Below are 13,072 nucleotides of genomic sequence, written 5' to 3'. Positions count from 1 at the left end.
GTAGCGGCGCAGCAGCCAGAAGCGCGGATTGGGACGTCTTCTACGGTAGTGGCGGTGTCCGACAGTTGGGTCAGGTCGGCCACTCGCGCTCGGCCATGTCGTCGGGCTCGGTGCGGTACGCCTCGTCGAGGAGGTCCTCCTCGGCATGCCCGGGGCAGCCGTCGGGGCAGTAGTCGGGGTGCTCCATGTGGGTCCCTTCGTAGAGGTGTACTTACTACCGCCGGTGGTGAAAAGGCGGCCAATTTGAGGCTGGTGTGGCGGCTGAGGTGGGTCAGGCCCCGCGCTGGGCTGCTGCGGTGCGGCACGGGCACGGCCGGGTGTACGGCGTGCCATCCGTGATCACTTCCGGGGGGTGTTGGGCTGGATGTCGGAGTGGACGACCACGGCGTTGTCGAGGCCGAGGGCGGGGTGCTCGGCCGTCAGGGCGGTGCGCAGCTGGTCGTACACCTCGTTGCGCCCGGCGTCGGCCGTGGCCAAGAGTGTGCCGCTGAAGGTGCTCATCCGTAGGTCGGTGGAGGCCGGGGACGGGTAGGTGCCGAGGGTGAGGATGTAGTGCCACACGGTGGTCATGGGGGTCACGGGGGTCATCCTTTCGTAGCGGTAGATCCGAGGTAGGCAGATCGGTCAAGTCGTCAGGTGTTGCACATGCACGTGGGTGCGCGCCGGGTTGGTCTCGTCGTCGGTGAGGGTGATCGTGACCCCCTCTCGGTGCGTGGTCGAGGTGTTGTTGTTGTCGTTGTTGTTGTTGCTCTGACCTGCGGCAACAACGGCAACAACCGGGTCTCCAGGGGCCGTCGAGAGGAGGGGGAGGAAGTCCTCCTTGTGCACCCCCTCACGGCCGCCCACGGGCGGCACCCGGACGCCGGGCCGGATCCTGATCGAGTGCCGGGTGAGGAGCACCCGCACATCCCGGGTGGCCCACCGGGCGGCGGGGTGGCCCATGAACTCGGCCTGATCGAGGCGCTCGGCCAGGGCCGCGAGGTGGACGCCGGAGCCCTCGGTGTAGACGTCGTGGAGGAGGCGGCCTACCTGGCTGCTGGTCATGGTGATGGAGGGGTGCGGCTGGTCGGCAGGCGGGGCCTCGGTGGGTGTCTCGGGTACCTCTGCCGTGGGCGGGGTTTCCTCGGCGGGGGCTTCCTTCTCGGCGCTCGCGGGCTGCTCGTCGACCGGGTCGGCCGGCGGCTTCCAGTCGGGGTGTCCGATGCGGTAGGCGGCGATGAGCCAGGCCGCTCCGGCGGGCCACAGGAGCCACCGCCAGGAGTCGGACTGGGCCAGGGCGCCGAGGCCCGTGAAGAGGCTGAGCAGCACCTTCCGGAGGACCAGGCCGCCCCCGACGAGCATGGCAACCTTGATCAGCCACGCGATGCCCTCGGACTCCCCCAGCCAGTCCTTGATGCCGTCGTACGCGGACCGGCCCTTCGCTGTGGCCTTCTTGGCGGCGCGGCGGGCGCAGATGAGGCAGATGCGCGAGGAGCCGGTGGCGATGCGGTTCCCGGCGGCCCGCAGCCACTGCGCGGTGGTCTGCTCGCTCATACCAGCACCCCGAAGTCGGCGTGGAGGACAGCGTCGAGGGCCCAGTTCCCAAGGTCATTCGCGCCGGGGACGACCAAGTTGCCGATCATCGCGAAGACGCCGGTTCCGATGGCCAGCAGCACGCCGATGAAGACGCCCTTCTTGAACTTTCCCCTCGTGGCCTTGGGGAACTTCTTGCGGAGCAGCCACAGGGTGACGACGAGGGCGGTGACGACGAGGGCTCCGCCCTGGTCGATGCGGGGGGCGGACGAGTTGGCGATGGTCTGGGCGTCGGCTCCGGTCATCCACGACATGATCGCGCCGCCGATGCCGTTGCCGCCCCAGCGCAGGAACCCGCTGGCGTAGCCCAAGAGCCCGGCAGGGCAGGCGACCATCAGGGTGCCGAACGCAATCCCGAACCAGCCCGGAATCAGCTCCATCGGGTCCTTCGCCTTGCCGCCACCTTCGGCAGTAGCGGCTCCTGGGCCTCCGCTCTTCTTGCCTCCCCCGCCGCGCCACCAGGTGACGTGCTCGACGGCCAGGAGAGCAATTCCGAGGGCGAGTCCGGCGCTGGTGAGGGTGTAGGAGGTCATCTCTCCGACACCGGCAGCAAGGGTGACGGTGGTGGTGGCGGTCATTTCTGTACTCCGGTGATCCAGTAGATGACGGTGGTAAGGGGGAGGGCAAGGCCGGTGGACAGGGTCAGGGACCACAGGGCGATGCGGGCGCAGGCGGCCCGGATCTTCGGCATCCACAGGTCCGGGTGAGCGCCGGCGGCGGCGATTCGGTGGTGGTTGTCGGCCAGCGCGGCGATGCCGAGCGGGATCGCCGCGACGACCCAGGCGGAGGTCAGGCTGGCCTCGTCGCGGAGCGTCGCCAGGAGACCTGACCAGGCGTCGGTTATGGGCAGCCCAGCGACGATGCATGCGGCCTGGTAGCCGGGCCGCCATCGGATCCACCAGGGCGGGCCGGGCTCGGGTTCCGGCTCGACGGGCAGCCACGCCGAGGGGTCGATGTGGATGTGGATGTCCATCGGCGGGGGCACGGCTGGCGGGGCCGGAGGGGTGGCAGCCCGGCGCCACCAGTCCCCTGCGGACGGGCCGGCTGGTGGCCACGCCGGCGGCGGCGGGGGCGGCGGCGGGGGCGGCGGTGCGGCGGCGCCCTGCGCATGAAGAGGCGGGGGCGGCGTGTACTGGTCGTCTTCCCTGGTCGGCAGCGGTTCACCTGCCGGGATGATCCGCGTCGGGGTGACGACCCGGGGCGCCTCGGTTCCGCTGGGGGTGCTCATGCTCGGGCCCCCCACCGGCGGATCGCGGCGATCATCCGGGCCCTGACACGGAGTTCGTCCTGGCCGGGAGCGGTCGGGTCGCCGCCGGTGATGACGGTGAGGGTGGGGCGGCGGGTCCATGCGTACCCGTCGGGCAGGACGGGGCCGAGCGTGTACCGGACATCGCCGTCGCGCGTCGGGCGGGGACTGCTCGGTTCGGCCGGCCATCCGGGCGGGGCGTAGTACGTGGTGGTCATCGGTGCGTCCTTGTGTACGGGGGGAAGTTGGTGGTGGCGAGCTCGGTGAGGGCGGCCGCGTCGTGGCTGGTGCGGGTGGCGCCGATGGACCGGAGTACGGCCTGGGCCCGCTCGGCGGGGACGATCCGGATGCCGTCGACGTGCAGCTCGCCGCCCTCGATGCGGGCGCCGTCCATGACGACGAGCGGGATCGCCTGGACGCCGAGGACGCGGGAGACGGTGCTGGTCTCGTGGCGGAGGCCGCGGAGCCGGTCGGTGACGTCGCGGTCGCCGTGGAGGAGCCGCCCGCCGACGGTCCGGAGCGGGTAGCGGGCTGACCAGCGTTTCGTGTCCGGCACGATCACGACGCCGGACGGCGAGATGGCGAGGTGGTCGATGTTGGCGCGGCCGGTCGGAAGGGCCCGGTCGTGGAGGATAGTCCAGCCCTCGGCGCGCAGCGGGTCGATTCGGTCAGCGGTCCGCTGCTCCGACTCGGCCGCGACCGCGTAGCGGCCGGCCTCGCGGCCGCGCTGGGTCGGAATGTTCAGCGCCTCCGCGATCCGCACGGTCGGGGTCCGAAGTTGCCGGGCGCGGGCTTCGGCTGAAGCGCCGGCGCCGGGCGTGGGGGTCTTGGTGCGGTGTTGGTAGAGCCAGGCGGCGATGACGGCCAGGACGATCAGGGTGGTCACGGTGATCCTTCGGATGGATGGCGGCGATTACGTGTTGTGACCGGTGACCTTGGCGTGCACCTCCTTGTAGAGGGCGCGGATGTCGTCGGTCTTGAGGCCGAAGCCCTTGTCTCGCCACGCCTTCTCAAAGGCGTTCTGCGAGGGCGCCGCCCCCGTCCCGCGAAGGTCGAAGTAGAGGTCGAACGCGAGGGTGCGCCGCCCCTCATCGCCTCCGTCGGGCCCCTTGTTCGCCTGCGCCTCGCCTGGGTTCGCCTTGGGCGCGCCTTCATCGCGTCCTGAGGTGCGCCCCGGTGTGCCCTCGCTGGTCAGAGGGTCGCCTTCGTTGGGCGTCGTCTCCGGTGCGCCCTGGGACCCGACAGTGGGGCGCAGGGAGCGGAGGTTGTACTGCTCGGCCCGGTCGGGGAGGTTCTTGAAGGCCTTCATGCGGTCGATGCGGGTCGTGATGCGGAGCTCGACTCCGTACTCGTCGAGGGTGTCGGTCAGGCCGTGGAAGGAGGCGTCGCCTGCCCGCATCAGGGCCTTCTCGTAGGTGCGCTGCCCCATGATCCGGGGCTTACCGAGGGTGACGAGAGCGACGAGCTTGTCCTGGGCGGTGCGGCGGCTGATCGCCTCGGCAGACGCGCCGCGTGACCCGATCCCGAGCCTGGATTCGAGGCGCTTGAGCCGGTCGCGCCAGGCCCGAGCAAGCAGCCCATCGGGCCGGATCTCGACCTTGCCGAGCTTCGCCTCCAGACCGAGCAGCTTGTGAAGCCCGTACGCGAGCATCACCGGGCCGACGATCCGGACGAGCGCCGTGCCGAGGTCCTCGTTCTCCTGCCTCACGACCTCGACGGCGCCGACCGCCTGGACGAAGACGAGGAAGTACGCGGCCCTCGTCGTGCCCTTGTCGTTGAACGCCCACGCATACAGGCTCAGGCCCAGGACGATCGCTTCGAGGACGAGGCCGACCGTCATGTGCCACGGCGACTCCAGGTGGAGACGTTTCTCCGCGAAGCGGGCGGAGGTGTTCGTGGACAGAGCAAGGCCGGCGACGACGACGAGGCCCATGCCGAGGAAGCCGATGACGCTGCGGCGCTTCTTGGTGTCGCGGGGCTTCCTTCGGCTTGTGCGGGCTCGGAGGGTGGGGGCGATGCGGTAGCCGAAGGTGAGGGTGGCGAGGGAGAGCAGGACGGCCCATGCCTGCGCGGGTACCTGCTCGACCGCGTTCTGTACGTAGGGCGGCATGGTCGGGTCCTTCCGGGAGTTGGGGTGGTCAGGAGTCCTGGCGGGTGATGGCGCCGAGGACATCGCGAATCGTGTCGGCGGGAAGGAGGCCGTTGTCGATGGCGGCGAGCGTGGCGAAATGGTTGGCGATCCGCTCCCGGCCTTCGGTCAGGTGGGAGGGGTACTTGCGGTTGTTCTCCTCGTTTGTCGCTGCGGCCTTGCGGAGGAGGGTGGCGGCCTCTTCGAGGTAGCGGCTCACGGTCGGATCCTTTGGTTGTTGGTGTGGTGCGGGAGTGCCCCGGGCCCGATCTGATCCGGCAGCGTCACGCCGGGTCCGGGGCTGGTGGTGCGGTCAGGCTTCGTCAGCCCGGAGCTGCTCGCAGTCGTCGCACAGCGGGATCTGCCAGTCCTCGTCGTTGACCTCCCAGGCGAACGGGTCTCGACGGACCGTCACGTCGGGCTTTGCCTGGTCGCAGAACTCGCACTTCATCGGGCCGCCTCCGGGCGCGGCAGCCCGCGGCACTTCTCGGCGTGGCCCTGGGCGTGCTCGTGGGCGACGCGCTCGACCCAGTACGGGCCGGAGCGGTAGGGGCAGCCGGTGCACCGGTAGCCGGTGTTGTCGCCGCCGCCGGTGATGTCGATGGTCGCGCCGACCTGGTTGACGTACCGGTGCGTGACGCCCTTGGGCCACGGCTCGGTGAAGACATGGGTGGTCATGAGGTGCTCCTGAAGGGTGTGGGGCCGAGCGACGGTCAGAGCTGGTTCGGTTCGAGGGAGAAGAAGAGGAGGGCGGCGCCGCGCATGGCCGGGTTCTGCTTCACGTGCTCCTCCCGGATCGCCAGGTACGTGTCGTGCCGGGTCCAGTCGGGCGCGGGAGTCATGACGCCGGACCAGTCGGCGACGGCGTATCCGCCGCCGCCCGGGGCGGGCTTCTGGACGGCGAGGATGAAGTGGTACTCGCGGGGCTGATCAGTACTCATGGCTTGGTCCTTCGTGGTCAGTGGCCGGGCCGCGCGGGGGGATGTGGCGCGGCCCGGCCGGTCAGGTGGTCAGCTGCTGGCGGCTTCGTTGCCGTGCATGCGGGCGAACGCGAGCGCGTCACGGGCCTCGGCCGCGCGGTCCTGCGCGGCTGCGTAGTCGGCGGCGGCCTGGCGCTGAAGCTCGGCCACGCGCGCGGCCTCTTCCTCGGCGGACATCAGAGGGCACCCCCAACCTGAACAAGGGACGCGATCTTGCGCGGCTGGATGCGGCGGAGCATTTCGTCCATGTCGGGGTCGCTGTCGCCGGTGTTGGCGAGTGCGGTCAGGGCGCGGAGGGCGTCGCGCATGGCGCGGGCGGCAGGGCCGTAGAGCGGCTCGTCGACGGGGATCATGCGGCCACCGCCAGGAGGCGGGCGCGGGCGGCGATGTATGCGGCCTTGCGCGGCCGGTAGACGGCGAGCGCGGCGGCGAACTGGGTGGTGGTGTAGCGGACGACGCGGCGCAGGCGGCCACGGCCGTCGACGGTACGGCGGGTACGGCCGGCCTTCCCGGTGAGGCCGAGGCGCTTCGCGGCGGTGCGGAGACCGTTGGCGATGCTCTTCGCGGTCTCGGCGGACTCGCCGCGGGCCACGATGTGGCTGGCGAGGGAGTGCGGGCGGCTGGCCCTGGCGCGGTCCCGGAGGACGGCACGGGCGGCGCGGCGGTGTGCGCGCCGGGTGCTGCGGATAGCCTTGGACACGGTCAGTCTCCTGTCGGTAGCAGGCGTCTGGCTGCCCCCGGCCCATATGGCGTTCGCAGCGCCGGTCCGGGGGCTTTTGCGTAGCAGCGTGGGCTACTTCCATAGACTGTATGGGTCCCATACACTCTTGGCAAGTACCCCGCCCGATCGGAGAGGTGCGGGTGTGAGTGACGAGGAGGTGCGACAGGTGTCTCAGGCCCTGGATGCTGTCGAGCAGATCGCCGACCTGGAGGCGCGCGTACGGGCGAAGAGCCAGGTCATGGCAGAGCAGGTGAAGCGCAACAAGACGTGGCAGAAGGAGCGCCGGGATCTGGTCTTCGACCTGAAGTCGGAGGGCCTGTCGTATCGGAAGATCGCCGAACGGGTGGGCACGTCACTCGCCACGGTGCAGGACATCCTGCGCGGATACTCCGGGTCCGGCACTCACCGCCCGCGGAAGGAAGGCGCGACGGGGTGAGCGCAGCAAGCCCCCGCCCAACTTGGGCGGGGGCTTCTCGCTGTCCGTCCGCAGGCTACTGCGGCAGGCTCAGTGGGTGAGCCAGTTGATGAACACCAGGAGCAGGATCCCGCCGCCGAGGAACATGACGGCCTGCCGGAACCACTCGGTCTGCTGTGCTTCGCGGAAGCCCTTCGAGCGGAGCCCGCGAAGGGCGACTCGGGCGATCGACTGCGCGACCAAGGAGGCGGCCTCCCATGCTGCGCTGCCCATCTGGTCGAGCGGTCCCGGCGACTCGATGATCTGGTCGTCCGGGCGGGCACCCTCGTGGACCCGGTACATGTGGGCCTTCCGGTCGGCCTTGGCATCGCGGTAGTCGTCGTGGGCGTCCCAGGTGAGGCGGCAGACGTCGCAGCGGTAGGTGTATCGCACGGGCCGGACCGTATCGGCCGGCGCGCCTCGTGCGTCGGGGATTCGGTCAGGTTGTCCGAGAACGCCTCGCGCACCCGTCCGGCCCGGTAGGTTCCGACCTTTCGGACCATTCGGCAAGGGGACGTAATGAGCAGCGGATGTCGGGACTGCGGGACGTGCACGAAGCCAGGGCTCGCCCGGATGATCCAGACCTGGGCCGTGGGCTTCATGCACCTGTGCACGGCGGGGATCTCGTGGGTGGTGAAGCGGGGCACGATGCGGCATTGCCCGCAGTGCAAGCACCTCCTCGGCGGGCACCAGCGACGGGTGGACGGTTCGTTCGTCGACTGACCTGTCCGCCGGGTGGCCAGTGCCGGGGTGCGGCCAAGCGCCGGCCGTCGGACGCTGGGGGCATGAGTGCTGTGCCTGTGGTCGTGTACCCGCCGGACGAGTCTGGTGGCCGGCGGGTACGTGCCGATGGGGAGATCCTCGGCATGGCGTACTCGATCAGGGACGTCGTCGAGTTCCTCCGCCGGGCCGGGCTGGACACCATCACGGAGGACGACGTGGCCGTGTCCGGGCTGATCGAGTGGCGGGGCGGCGGCCCGGAGTCGTGGCCCGGGCCGCAGTAGCTCAGGCAGCCCGCCGGTACCACTTCCCCGAGCTGGGCCTGTCCGCGTAGTACGCCTTCCGTACGGCCCGGCACCGTACGCACGTCGGCAGCCCCAGCAGAAGCTCCAGCCGGTACCCGGCGAGGCTGCCGCCACGTGCGTGCGCGCGGTCCAGCTGCTTCAGCCGCTGCTTGCGCAGCCGGTCTTCGTGGGCTTCGCGGCAGATCAGGCAGGACTCACCGCGAAGGAAGTGGCTTCGCCATCCGGCGTCGGTGCCGCACTTCGGTCGTCGGTGGGCGCGGCGTTCTGCGGGTGTGAGGCCGCCCCAGATTCCGTCTGTTTCGCCGTGGCGGATGGCGTGCTCGACGCACGCGGCGCGGATGGGGCACTGGGCGCAGAGCGCCTTGGCCTCGGTCACGGCCGACTGGTACGGGGTGCGGCGGACCGGGTGGACGAAGATGTCGCTGCGCTCGTGGCAGGGGGTGCGGGTGCCGGCGGGGAGGTTGCGGAGGAAGTCGGGGGTGATGGCGTCGATCATCGCGGTGGTCCTTGGGTGCGGGGTACGGTGATCTTGCCGAGTGGGGCGCGCCGGTCCGGCCAGACAGCGGGCGCGCCCCACCGTCGCGTTCAGGGCCCCTTGGGTGGGGCGATGAGGCCCAGGGCCAGGGCCTCGGAGTACAGGGCGTCAGGCGGTACGCCGGTCAGGGCGGCGGTCGCGGTGATGCTTCCGGCCCTGGCGCGGCGGCGAAGGTGGTCCTGAAAGAGGGCCGCGTCGATCTCGTCGCGGGTGATCCGCCGCAGTGGCGGCATGGGCGCGGTCACTGCTGCTCCGCATGGGCATTACGCCACTCCTGAAGGACGCCGATCAGCTTGTCGATGCCCTCCGGGGCGAGCCGCACGGCCACGTGTTCGTCGGGGTTCTTGCAGCCGATGAACACCCCGCAGCTCGGCTCGCCTGGGTGGACCTCCATGACGTACAGCTCGTCATAGGGAGAGATTTCCTCGCGGTGCCGGAACAGGTCTTTGCCCCTGCGGCGTCCGTGCGCGATTTGGTACGCGTCCATGGGTTCTCCTATCTGGCGCGCCGTGGCGTGCCCTGTCGTCGTGTTCAGGCGGCGTTGTCGAGGGTGGCGAGCAGCTCCCGGGCGTAGCTGGTGGCCGGGGCGCCCTGCCCGTACCAGCGGTCCGCGAGGGCCCTCACGCGGGCAACGGCGGCCACGTCGCGGAGGGCATTCCGAGCAGCCGCGCGCTGCTGGCCGATCACCTCATCGCGGGACCGAAGCTCGGCCCGCAGCTCGACGATCTCCTGCTCGCCGCGGCCGATCGCCCGGATCGCCGCGATCAGTCGGGCGCGCAGCTCGTGGTCGGTGCCGGAGATCGCGGTCGGGGCCTGGCCGTCGGCGCAGGGCCAGCAGAAGGACTGCTCCAGGTAGTTGTGGTAGTCGATGGGGGTGTCCCCGCAGACGCAGCATCCGCTGCTGTCCGGTCGGGTGGCCCACTGGATGCCGCGCATGTCCTGGTGGATGTCGCCGCGGTGGCCGGGTCGGAGGACACACGGGCCGACAGGCGGCCGGTCGGTGGCGTGGGTGGAGTACTCGGCGCAGATGGCGGTCGGGTTGGTCACTGCTGCTCACCCCGCACCGCTGCAACGAGCGCGAGGAGCGCTGTGGCGACCGCGAGGTTCGACTGGGCGGTGAGAAAGCCCGCAGCGGTGGGACCGTCCATGTTGCGGCGGCGCCCGTCGGGAAGCTCTGCCGCACGGCTGATGTCGCTGGAAACGCTGTTGATCAGGCGTGTTGCGTCGTCGATCAGGTGCTGTGTGGTCATGGGGTTCTCCGTTCGCGGCGATTGGGGTTCGGGGCCGCCCCGGGGTGTGGGGCGGCCGGGCGGGTCAGGGCTGGTCGGGGGTGGCCGGCGGCCGGTGAGGGGGGTCGATGTTTTCGCCGAGCGCGGGCATCTCGTAGGCGGCTTCGAGGGCGGCCGTCTCCTGGCGGGCCCGGTGTTCCCGGGCGACCGAGGCTGTGATCCAGACGACCTCGCCGACGATGACGGTGGTCATGGGTGAGGCTGCGTGCCCGGTGGTCAGGAGCCAGATGGCGTTGGTGGTGGCGGCTGCGAGGCCGCCCAGGAGAGCGCTGTGCAGCATGCGGATGGCGAGTGCGGGCATCAAGTGCTCCGGTGGTCAGGTGGTGTGCGGGTCATCGAGGGCGGCGCGGATGTCTGCGGCCCGGACCTCGGCGTACGGCCAGTCACGGGTGGCGAGTACGGCCCGCACTCGGGTCGCGGCGGCCTCGGCTTGCTCGGCGCGGTCCTCGGCCGCGCGGATCTGCTGGCGGCGCTTGCGGAGCACGGTGAGCCGGTGAGTGGCCATGCGGTCGCGTCGCTGGGCGCGGTGGCGGGCGGACGTCCAGGCGGCCCGGTAGCGGTCGCGCTCGGTGTACAGCTGGTTGAGGTCGGCGCTGGTGAGGTCGTCGAGGCAGATGCGGCTCATCGGGTCGGCTCCTCGGCGGCGTGGGGCGCAGTGCCCTCGTCGACAAGACCGTCTTCACGGAAGTTGTGCACGTCCCAGTCGTCCTCGCCGTAGGCGTAGGGCTCCCACTTGCCGTGGAAGAACCGCCAGCCGAGGGCCGTGCGCTCACTGTCCTCTGGGTGGGTGATGACGGTGTCGCACCGGAACTTCCACCCGTACTGGGGGAACCTGCCGCTGGTGTATGTGTGACCAGGCTGGTAGAAGTCGGCGGCGGAGACCTCGGCCGGGCTGCCGGCGGCGGGCTGCTGCGCCTTGTCGGCCAGGCGGTGGAGATCGACGGCCTTGGTGCGCAGGTGGCTGGCTGCGAACATCTCGTTGTCGTAGTCGGAGGAGGAAAGCGCCTCTAGGACGGAAGCGTGGTCCACCAGGAGAGAGGCGGTTTCCCGCAGCACGGCGGCCCGCTCGACGGGAGCGGGCTGCTCACCGTGGATGAGCGGCACGGCCCGGACAGCGCGCTGGGTCCAGGACCACCGGCCACCACGGTCTCGGCGCCGGGTCATGAGCCGCCACTCGCCGGGGCCCTTCTCGACCCACCCGTTCTCGTACGGAGAGGCGCTGGCGGGAGCGGTCCGCTCGGCGAGGGCGTGTGTCTGCGCGGTGACGAGGTCAGGCGCGGCAGCGGTCGGGGCGCCGCGGAACAGGATGACGAAGACGGTCACCGGGTCTCCTCGGTGGTGGGGTTGGTGGTGCCGAGGATCTGCCGGGCCACCGCGAGGGCAGCGCGGGTCTCCTCCAGCTCGGCGGCCAGTTGCTCGGCGCGGGCTTCGGCCTGCTGCCGGAACTGGTGCGGGGTCGGGCACTCCCGCCGCTGAACAGTGACGGTGAAGGCGTCACCCGTCGCCCCGTCTGTCATTTCCATCTCGACGTAGTTCGAGGCGCCGTGACCGTCGAGGCAGCCGCGCATTCCGGCGGCGAAGATCCGAACCATCTCGGTGGCCTCGGCGAGTTCGAGGGTGGCGACGCCGTCCTTGATGGTGAGGGACCGCATCATCGTGCCGTCGACGAGGATCTCGGCGGCGAGGTCACCGAGGGCATCGAGTGCGGCGTCGGCTGCCCAGTCGAGGCGGGGTGGGGACTGGTGCCAGGCGTCGAGGGTGTTACGCAGGCCGGTTTCGATGGCGGTCCGGGCGCGGGCGCGGCGCTCCTCGCGCTGCTCTTCGGACAGGTCGGCGGGTGTGGTGGTCACGGGGTCCTCCTGTGTGGGTGGCGGGGTGTGGTGTGCTGGTCCCGGACGGCCCCGGTTGCGACGGGGCCGTCCAGCTGTGCGTCAGGCAAAGTCGCGCGGCAGGGCGTCAGGGATTTGGGCCATGGCGTCGGTGACGAACTTCGCTGGCAGGACCCGGGCGGATCCGTCGGTCTCCCGTTCCGCAGCCCGGGCGAGCAGGCGGTCCAGCTCCGGGCGAATCACGGACAGGGTGGTGCTGGCCATGTCGAGGCGGGTGGCGAGGCCGAGGTAGACGTTCACGCCGTTGTCGTTCTGACGGATGGGGACATCAGCCAGGGCGCGGGCGATGCGGTCGAGCAGTGTCTCGGTCATCAGAGGCTCCAAAGGGTCGGTTGCATGGCCTGCAGCGGGAGTTCGGTCTGTCCGTCGATGTGGTGGTCGGGGTGTGGGGTGGGGATGTGGGGTGTTGTGCGGTCGCCTGCGGCCTTGGCGCAGACGGGGCCGATGCCTCGGGCCCGCCAGCGCTCGGAGCGCAGGAGGCGGCCGCAGACGCGGCACGACGGGCTCACGCGGCACCTCGGCGGCGGTCGGCGCCGACCATGGCCACGACGCGGGTGTCCTCGGAGAGCCGGGACACGATGCGCTCGCCGAGGACGCTGGCGAGGTCGCGGCCGTCGGCAGCCTTGGCCGGGAGGTTCGAGGTGTACAAGGTCGGTTTGCACGAGTTGTAGCGCTCGTTGATCAGTCGGCCGGTCACGTCCTCGGTCCACTCGGAGCCCTTGGCGGCGCCGAGGTCGTCGAGGAGGAGCAGCGGCACCTTGACCAGTCGCCGCAGTTCTGCTTCGGCCCCGCGGTCGGAGCCCTTGGGGCGAAGCAGGCCGTACATGTCGGCGGCGGTGATTGCCCGGATCTCGTATGGGTGGGTGCTGCCGGCGGCGGCGATGCGGCGGAAGGCGCCGTATGCCTGGTGGGTTTTGCCGGTGCCGGTGGTTCCGGTGAGGAGCAGCGACCCGGCGGTCTCGGGGTCGGCGGCAACGGCGTCGGCCCACTGCTGGACGTCGGGGTGGGTGGCGTCGGCGCGGCGGTAGCGGGGCGGTACCGCGGTTTCCCAGCGGCTGAGGTTCCATTCGGCGCGGCGTCGACGGTGGTACTCGGGGTGGCCGGGCTCGTCGGGGGTGGGCTGGTCGTCGATCGGCCCGGCGGTGACTCCTTGGCGCCGCTTCTCGGCAATGCCGCCCATGATGCGGGCGAACGCGGAAGGGCCGAGGGCGCCGATGGTGGTGGGTTCCATGG

Annotated in this window: 29 protein-coding genes; 3 read left to right on the top strand and 26 right to left on the bottom strand. The window is 70.9% G+C overall.

The annotated features are described in order from the left end of the window. Window positions 1–339: 339 nt before the first annotated feature. From ACFCV8_RS00945 to ACFCV8_RS00880, 14 genes are all read right to left on the bottom strand, one after another. A complete protein-coding gene (locus ACFCV8_RS00945; RefSeq protein ID WP_376683095.1) occupies window positions 340–579 on the bottom strand; it encodes a hypothetical protein in 240 nt (79 codons plus the stop codon). 45 nt (window positions 580–624) lie between these two features. Next, window positions 625–1,533, bottom strand: coding sequence for a hypothetical protein (locus ACFCV8_RS00940; protein ID WP_376683094.1), 909 nt, complete (start codon window positions 1,531–1,533; stop codon window positions 625–627). Beyond that, window positions 1,530–2,150, bottom strand: coding sequence for a hypothetical protein (locus ACFCV8_RS00935; protein ID WP_376683093.1), 621 nt, complete (start codon window positions 2,148–2,150; stop codon window positions 1,530–1,532). Before ACFCV8_RS00935 ends, ACFCV8_RS00940 begins: the two co-directional genes overlap by 4 nt. After that, window positions 2,147–2,800: a hypothetical protein gene (locus tag ACFCV8_RS00930; RefSeq protein ID WP_376683092.1), complete on the bottom strand. Its 654-nt coding sequence runs from the start codon at window positions 2,798–2,800 to the stop codon at window positions 2,147–2,149. The genes ACFCV8_RS00935 and ACFCV8_RS00930 overlap by 4 nt, the downstream gene beginning before the upstream one ends. Then, window positions 2,797–3,036: a hypothetical protein gene (locus ACFCV8_RS00925; protein WP_376683091.1), complete on the bottom strand. Its 240-nt coding sequence runs from the start codon at window positions 3,034–3,036 to the stop codon at window positions 2,797–2,799. The genes ACFCV8_RS00930 and ACFCV8_RS00925 overlap by 4 nt, the downstream gene beginning before the upstream one ends. Further along, on the bottom strand, window positions 3,033–3,704 hold the full coding sequence (locus ACFCV8_RS00920; protein ID WP_376683090.1) for a nuclease-related domain-containing protein: 672 nt from the start codon (window positions 3,702–3,704) through the stop codon (window positions 3,033–3,035). The genes ACFCV8_RS00925 and ACFCV8_RS00920 overlap by 4 nt, the downstream gene beginning before the upstream one ends. 27 nt (window positions 3,705–3,731) lie before the next feature. After that, the gene (locus tag ACFCV8_RS00915) at window positions 3,732–4,928 is read right to left on the bottom strand and encodes a hypothetical protein (RefSeq protein ID WP_376683089.1); all 1,197 of its coding nucleotides are present in this window, start codon (window positions 4,926–4,928) and stop codon (window positions 3,732–3,734) included. A 28-nt stretch (window positions 4,929–4,956) separates the two neighbouring features. After that, complete coding sequence (locus ACFCV8_RS00910; RefSeq protein ID WP_376683088.1) at window positions 4,957–5,166, bottom strand: hypothetical protein; 210 nt, start codon at window positions 5,164–5,166, stop codon at window positions 4,957–4,959. A gap of 93 nt (window positions 5,167–5,259) precedes the next feature. Further along, entirely contained in the window at window positions 5,260–5,397 is a 138-nt protein-coding gene (locus ACFCV8_RS00905; protein WP_376683087.1) for a hypothetical protein, read from the bottom strand. Next, window positions 5,394–5,624: a hypothetical protein gene (locus ACFCV8_RS00900; RefSeq protein WP_376683086.1), complete on the bottom strand. Its 231-nt coding sequence runs from the start codon at window positions 5,622–5,624 to the stop codon at window positions 5,394–5,396. The genes ACFCV8_RS00905 and ACFCV8_RS00900 overlap by 4 nt, the downstream gene beginning before the upstream one ends. Before the next feature lie 35 nt (window positions 5,625–5,659). Further along, entirely contained in the window at window positions 5,660–5,887 is a 228-nt protein-coding gene (locus tag ACFCV8_RS00895; protein WP_376683085.1) for a hypothetical protein, read from the bottom strand. A 69-nt stretch (window positions 5,888–5,956) separates the two neighbouring features. Further along, window positions 5,957–6,103, bottom strand: a complete 147-nt coding sequence (locus ACFCV8_RS00890) for a hypothetical protein (protein WP_376683084.1) — start codon at window positions 6,101–6,103, stop codon at window positions 5,957–5,959. After that, complete coding sequence (locus tag ACFCV8_RS00885) at window positions 6,103–6,279, bottom strand: hypothetical protein (RefSeq protein WP_376683083.1); 177 nt, start codon at window positions 6,277–6,279, stop codon at window positions 6,103–6,105. Before ACFCV8_RS00885 ends, ACFCV8_RS00890 begins: the two co-directional genes overlap by 1 nt. Beyond that, entirely contained in the window at window positions 6,276–6,626 is a 351-nt protein-coding gene (locus tag ACFCV8_RS00880; RefSeq protein ID WP_376683082.1) for a hypothetical protein, read from the bottom strand. Before ACFCV8_RS00880 ends, ACFCV8_RS00885 begins: the two co-directional genes overlap by 4 nt. A gap of 187 nt (window positions 6,627–6,813) precedes the next feature. Here ACFCV8_RS00880 and ACFCV8_RS00875 point away from each other — a divergent pair, with 187 nt between their 5' ends. Continuing rightward, entirely contained in the window at window positions 6,814–7,083 is a 270-nt protein-coding gene (locus ACFCV8_RS00875) for a helix-turn-helix domain-containing protein (RefSeq protein WP_376683081.1), read from the top strand. A 69-nt stretch (window positions 7,084–7,152) separates the two neighbouring features. Here ACFCV8_RS00875 and ACFCV8_RS00870 read toward each other — a convergent pair whose 3' ends face one another. After that, window positions 7,153–7,494 carry a hypothetical protein gene (locus ACFCV8_RS00870; protein WP_376683080.1) on the bottom strand — a complete coding sequence of 114 codons (342 nt, stop codon included), beginning with the start codon at window positions 7,492–7,494 and terminating at the stop codon, window positions 7,153–7,155. A 126-nt stretch (window positions 7,495–7,620) separates the two neighbouring features. Between ACFCV8_RS00870 and ACFCV8_RS00865 the strand changes: the two genes are divergently transcribed. Together ACFCV8_RS00865 and ACFCV8_RS00860 are read left to right on the top strand one after the other, a co-directional pair. Further along, window positions 7,621–7,824 carry a hypothetical protein gene (locus tag ACFCV8_RS00865; RefSeq protein ID WP_376683079.1) on the top strand — a complete coding sequence of 68 codons (204 nt, stop codon included), beginning with the start codon at window positions 7,621–7,623 and terminating at the stop codon, window positions 7,822–7,824. Between the two features lie 62 nt (window positions 7,825–7,886). Then, entirely contained in the window at window positions 7,887–8,105 is a 219-nt protein-coding gene (locus ACFCV8_RS00860; RefSeq protein ID WP_376683078.1) for a hypothetical protein, read from the top strand. A 1-nt stretch (window position 8,106) separates the two neighbouring features. On the opposite strand, the gene ACFCV8_RS00855 is transcribed toward ACFCV8_RS00860, so the two are convergent. The 11 genes from ACFCV8_RS00855 to ACFCV8_RS00805 form a co-directional block, all read right to left on the bottom strand. Continuing rightward, window positions 8,107–8,622, bottom strand: coding sequence for a WhiB family transcriptional regulator (locus ACFCV8_RS00855; protein ID WP_376683077.1), 516 nt, complete (start codon window positions 8,620–8,622; stop codon window positions 8,107–8,109). Between the two features lie 89 nt (window positions 8,623–8,711). Next, on the bottom strand, window positions 8,712–8,906 hold the full coding sequence (locus ACFCV8_RS00850; protein ID WP_376683076.1) for a hypothetical protein: 195 nt from the start codon (window positions 8,904–8,906) through the stop codon (window positions 8,712–8,714). Then, complete coding sequence (locus ACFCV8_RS00845) at window positions 8,903–9,148, bottom strand: hypothetical protein (RefSeq protein ID WP_376683075.1); 246 nt, start codon at window positions 9,146–9,148, stop codon at window positions 8,903–8,905. Before ACFCV8_RS00845 ends, ACFCV8_RS00850 begins: the two co-directional genes overlap by 4 nt. A gap of 44 nt (window positions 9,149–9,192) precedes the next feature. Next, window positions 9,193–9,708: a hypothetical protein gene (locus ACFCV8_RS00840; RefSeq protein WP_376683074.1), complete on the bottom strand. Its 516-nt coding sequence runs from the start codon at window positions 9,706–9,708 to the stop codon at window positions 9,193–9,195. Then, window positions 9,705–9,911, bottom strand: a complete 207-nt coding sequence (locus ACFCV8_RS00835) for a hypothetical protein (RefSeq protein ID WP_376683073.1) — start codon at window positions 9,909–9,911, stop codon at window positions 9,705–9,707. Before ACFCV8_RS00835 ends, ACFCV8_RS00840 begins: the two co-directional genes overlap by 4 nt. Before the next feature lie 64 nt (window positions 9,912–9,975). Next, on the bottom strand, window positions 9,976–10,251 hold the full coding sequence (locus ACFCV8_RS00830; RefSeq protein WP_376683072.1) for a hypothetical protein: 276 nt from the start codon (window positions 10,249–10,251) through the stop codon (window positions 9,976–9,978). Window positions 10,252–10,266: 15 nt separating this feature from the next. Next, entirely contained in the window at window positions 10,267–10,575 is a 309-nt protein-coding gene (locus ACFCV8_RS00825; RefSeq protein WP_376683071.1) for a hypothetical protein, read from the bottom strand. Beyond that, window positions 10,572–11,273, bottom strand: coding sequence for a hypothetical protein (locus ACFCV8_RS00820; RefSeq protein WP_376683070.1), 702 nt, complete (start codon window positions 11,271–11,273; stop codon window positions 10,572–10,574). Before ACFCV8_RS00820 ends, ACFCV8_RS00825 begins: the two co-directional genes overlap by 4 nt. Beyond that, window positions 11,270–11,800 carry a hypothetical protein gene (locus ACFCV8_RS00815; protein ID WP_376683069.1) on the bottom strand — a complete coding sequence of 177 codons (531 nt, stop codon included), beginning with the start codon at window positions 11,798–11,800 and terminating at the stop codon, window positions 11,270–11,272. Before ACFCV8_RS00815 ends, ACFCV8_RS00820 begins: the two co-directional genes overlap by 4 nt. Before the next feature lie 81 nt (window positions 11,801–11,881). Next, window positions 11,882–12,151 carry a hypothetical protein gene (locus ACFCV8_RS00810; protein WP_376683068.1) on the bottom strand — a complete coding sequence of 90 codons (270 nt, stop codon included), beginning with the start codon at window positions 12,149–12,151 and terminating at the stop codon, window positions 11,882–11,884. A gap of 193 nt (window positions 12,152–12,344) precedes the next feature. Continuing rightward, window positions 12,345–13,070 carry an ATP-binding protein gene (locus ACFCV8_RS00805; protein WP_376683067.1) on the bottom strand — a complete coding sequence of 242 codons (726 nt, stop codon included), beginning with the start codon at window positions 13,068–13,070 and terminating at the stop codon, window positions 12,345–12,347. Window positions 13,071–13,072 lie beyond the last annotated feature (2 nt).

Source organism: Streptomyces sp. NPDC056347, assembly GCF_042262625.1.
Classification (GTDB): domain Bacteria; phylum Actinomycetota; class Actinomycetes; order Streptomycetales; family Streptomycetaceae; genus Streptomyces.
Note: the sequence above shows the minus strand (reverse complement) of the source record. Positions and strands in the feature narration are given on the sequence as shown.

Excerpts from the sequence above, each read along its gene's own strand:
- ACFCV8_RS00940 (WP_376683094.1), bottom strand. The coding sequence starts at position 1,533 with ATGAGCGAGCAGACCACCGCGCAGTGGCTGCGGGCCGCCGGGAACCGC.
- ACFCV8_RS00935 (WP_376683093.1), bottom strand. The coding sequence starts at position 2,150 with ATGACCGCCACCACCACCGTCACCCTTGCTGCCGGTGTCGGAGAGATG.
- ACFCV8_RS00930 (WP_376683092.1), bottom strand. The coding sequence starts at position 2,800 with ATGAGCACCCCCAGCGGAACCGAGGCGCCCCGGGTCGTCACCCCGACG.
- ACFCV8_RS00925 (WP_376683091.1), bottom strand. The coding sequence starts at position 3,036 with ATGACCACCACGTACTACGCCCCGCCCGGATGGCCGGCCGAACCGAGC.
- ACFCV8_RS00915 (WP_376683089.1), bottom strand. The coding sequence starts at position 4,928 with ATGCCGCCCTACGTACAGAACGCGGTCGAGCAGGTACCCGCGCAGGCA.
- ACFCV8_RS00905 (WP_376683087.1), bottom strand. The coding sequence starts at position 5,397 with ATGAAGTGCGAGTTCTGCGACCAGGCAAAGCCCGACGTGACGGTCCGT.
- ACFCV8_RS00900 (WP_376683086.1), bottom strand. The coding sequence starts at position 5,624 with ATGACCACCCATGTCTTCACCGAGCCGTGGCCCAAGGGCGTCACGCAC.
- ACFCV8_RS00895 (WP_376683085.1), bottom strand. The coding sequence starts at position 5,887 with ATGAGTACTGATCAGCCCCGCGAGTACCACTTCATCCTCGCCGTCCAG.
- ACFCV8_RS00890 (WP_376683084.1), bottom strand. The coding sequence starts at position 6,103 with ATGTCCGCCGAGGAAGAGGCCGCGCGCGTGGCCGAGCTTCAGCGCCAG.
- ACFCV8_RS00885 (WP_376683083.1), bottom strand. The coding sequence starts at position 6,279 with ATGATCCCCGTCGACGAGCCGCTCTACGGCCCTGCCGCCCGCGCCATG.
- ACFCV8_RS00865 (WP_376683079.1), top strand. The coding sequence starts at position 7,621 with ATGAGCAGCGGATGTCGGGACTGCGGGACGTGCACGAAGCCAGGGCTC.
- ACFCV8_RS00860 (WP_376683078.1), top strand. The coding sequence starts at position 7,887 with ATGAGTGCTGTGCCTGTGGTCGTGTACCCGCCGGACGAGTCTGGTGGC.
- ACFCV8_RS00855 (WP_376683077.1), bottom strand. The coding sequence starts at position 8,622 with ATGATCGACGCCATCACCCCCGACTTCCTCCGCAACCTCCCCGCCGGC.
- ACFCV8_RS00845 (WP_376683075.1), bottom strand. The coding sequence starts at position 9,148 with ATGGACGCGTACCAAATCGCGCACGGACGCCGCAGGGGCAAAGACCTG.
- ACFCV8_RS00835 (WP_376683073.1), bottom strand. The coding sequence starts at position 9,911 with ATGACCACACAGCACCTGATCGACGACGCAACACGCCTGATCAACAGC.
- ACFCV8_RS00830 (WP_376683072.1), bottom strand. The coding sequence starts at position 10,251 with ATGCCCGCACTCGCCATCCGCATGCTGCACAGCGCTCTCCTGGGCGGC.
- ACFCV8_RS00825 (WP_376683071.1), bottom strand. The coding sequence starts at position 10,575 with ATGAGCCGCATCTGCCTCGACGACCTCACCAGCGCCGACCTCAACCAG.
- ACFCV8_RS00810 (WP_376683068.1), bottom strand. The coding sequence starts at position 12,151 with ATGACCGAGACACTGCTCGACCGCATCGCCCGCGCCCTGGCTGATGTC.
- ACFCV8_RS00805 (WP_376683067.1), bottom strand. The coding sequence starts at position 13,070 with ATGGAACCCACCACCATCGGCGCCCTCGGCCCTTCCGCGTTCGCCCGC.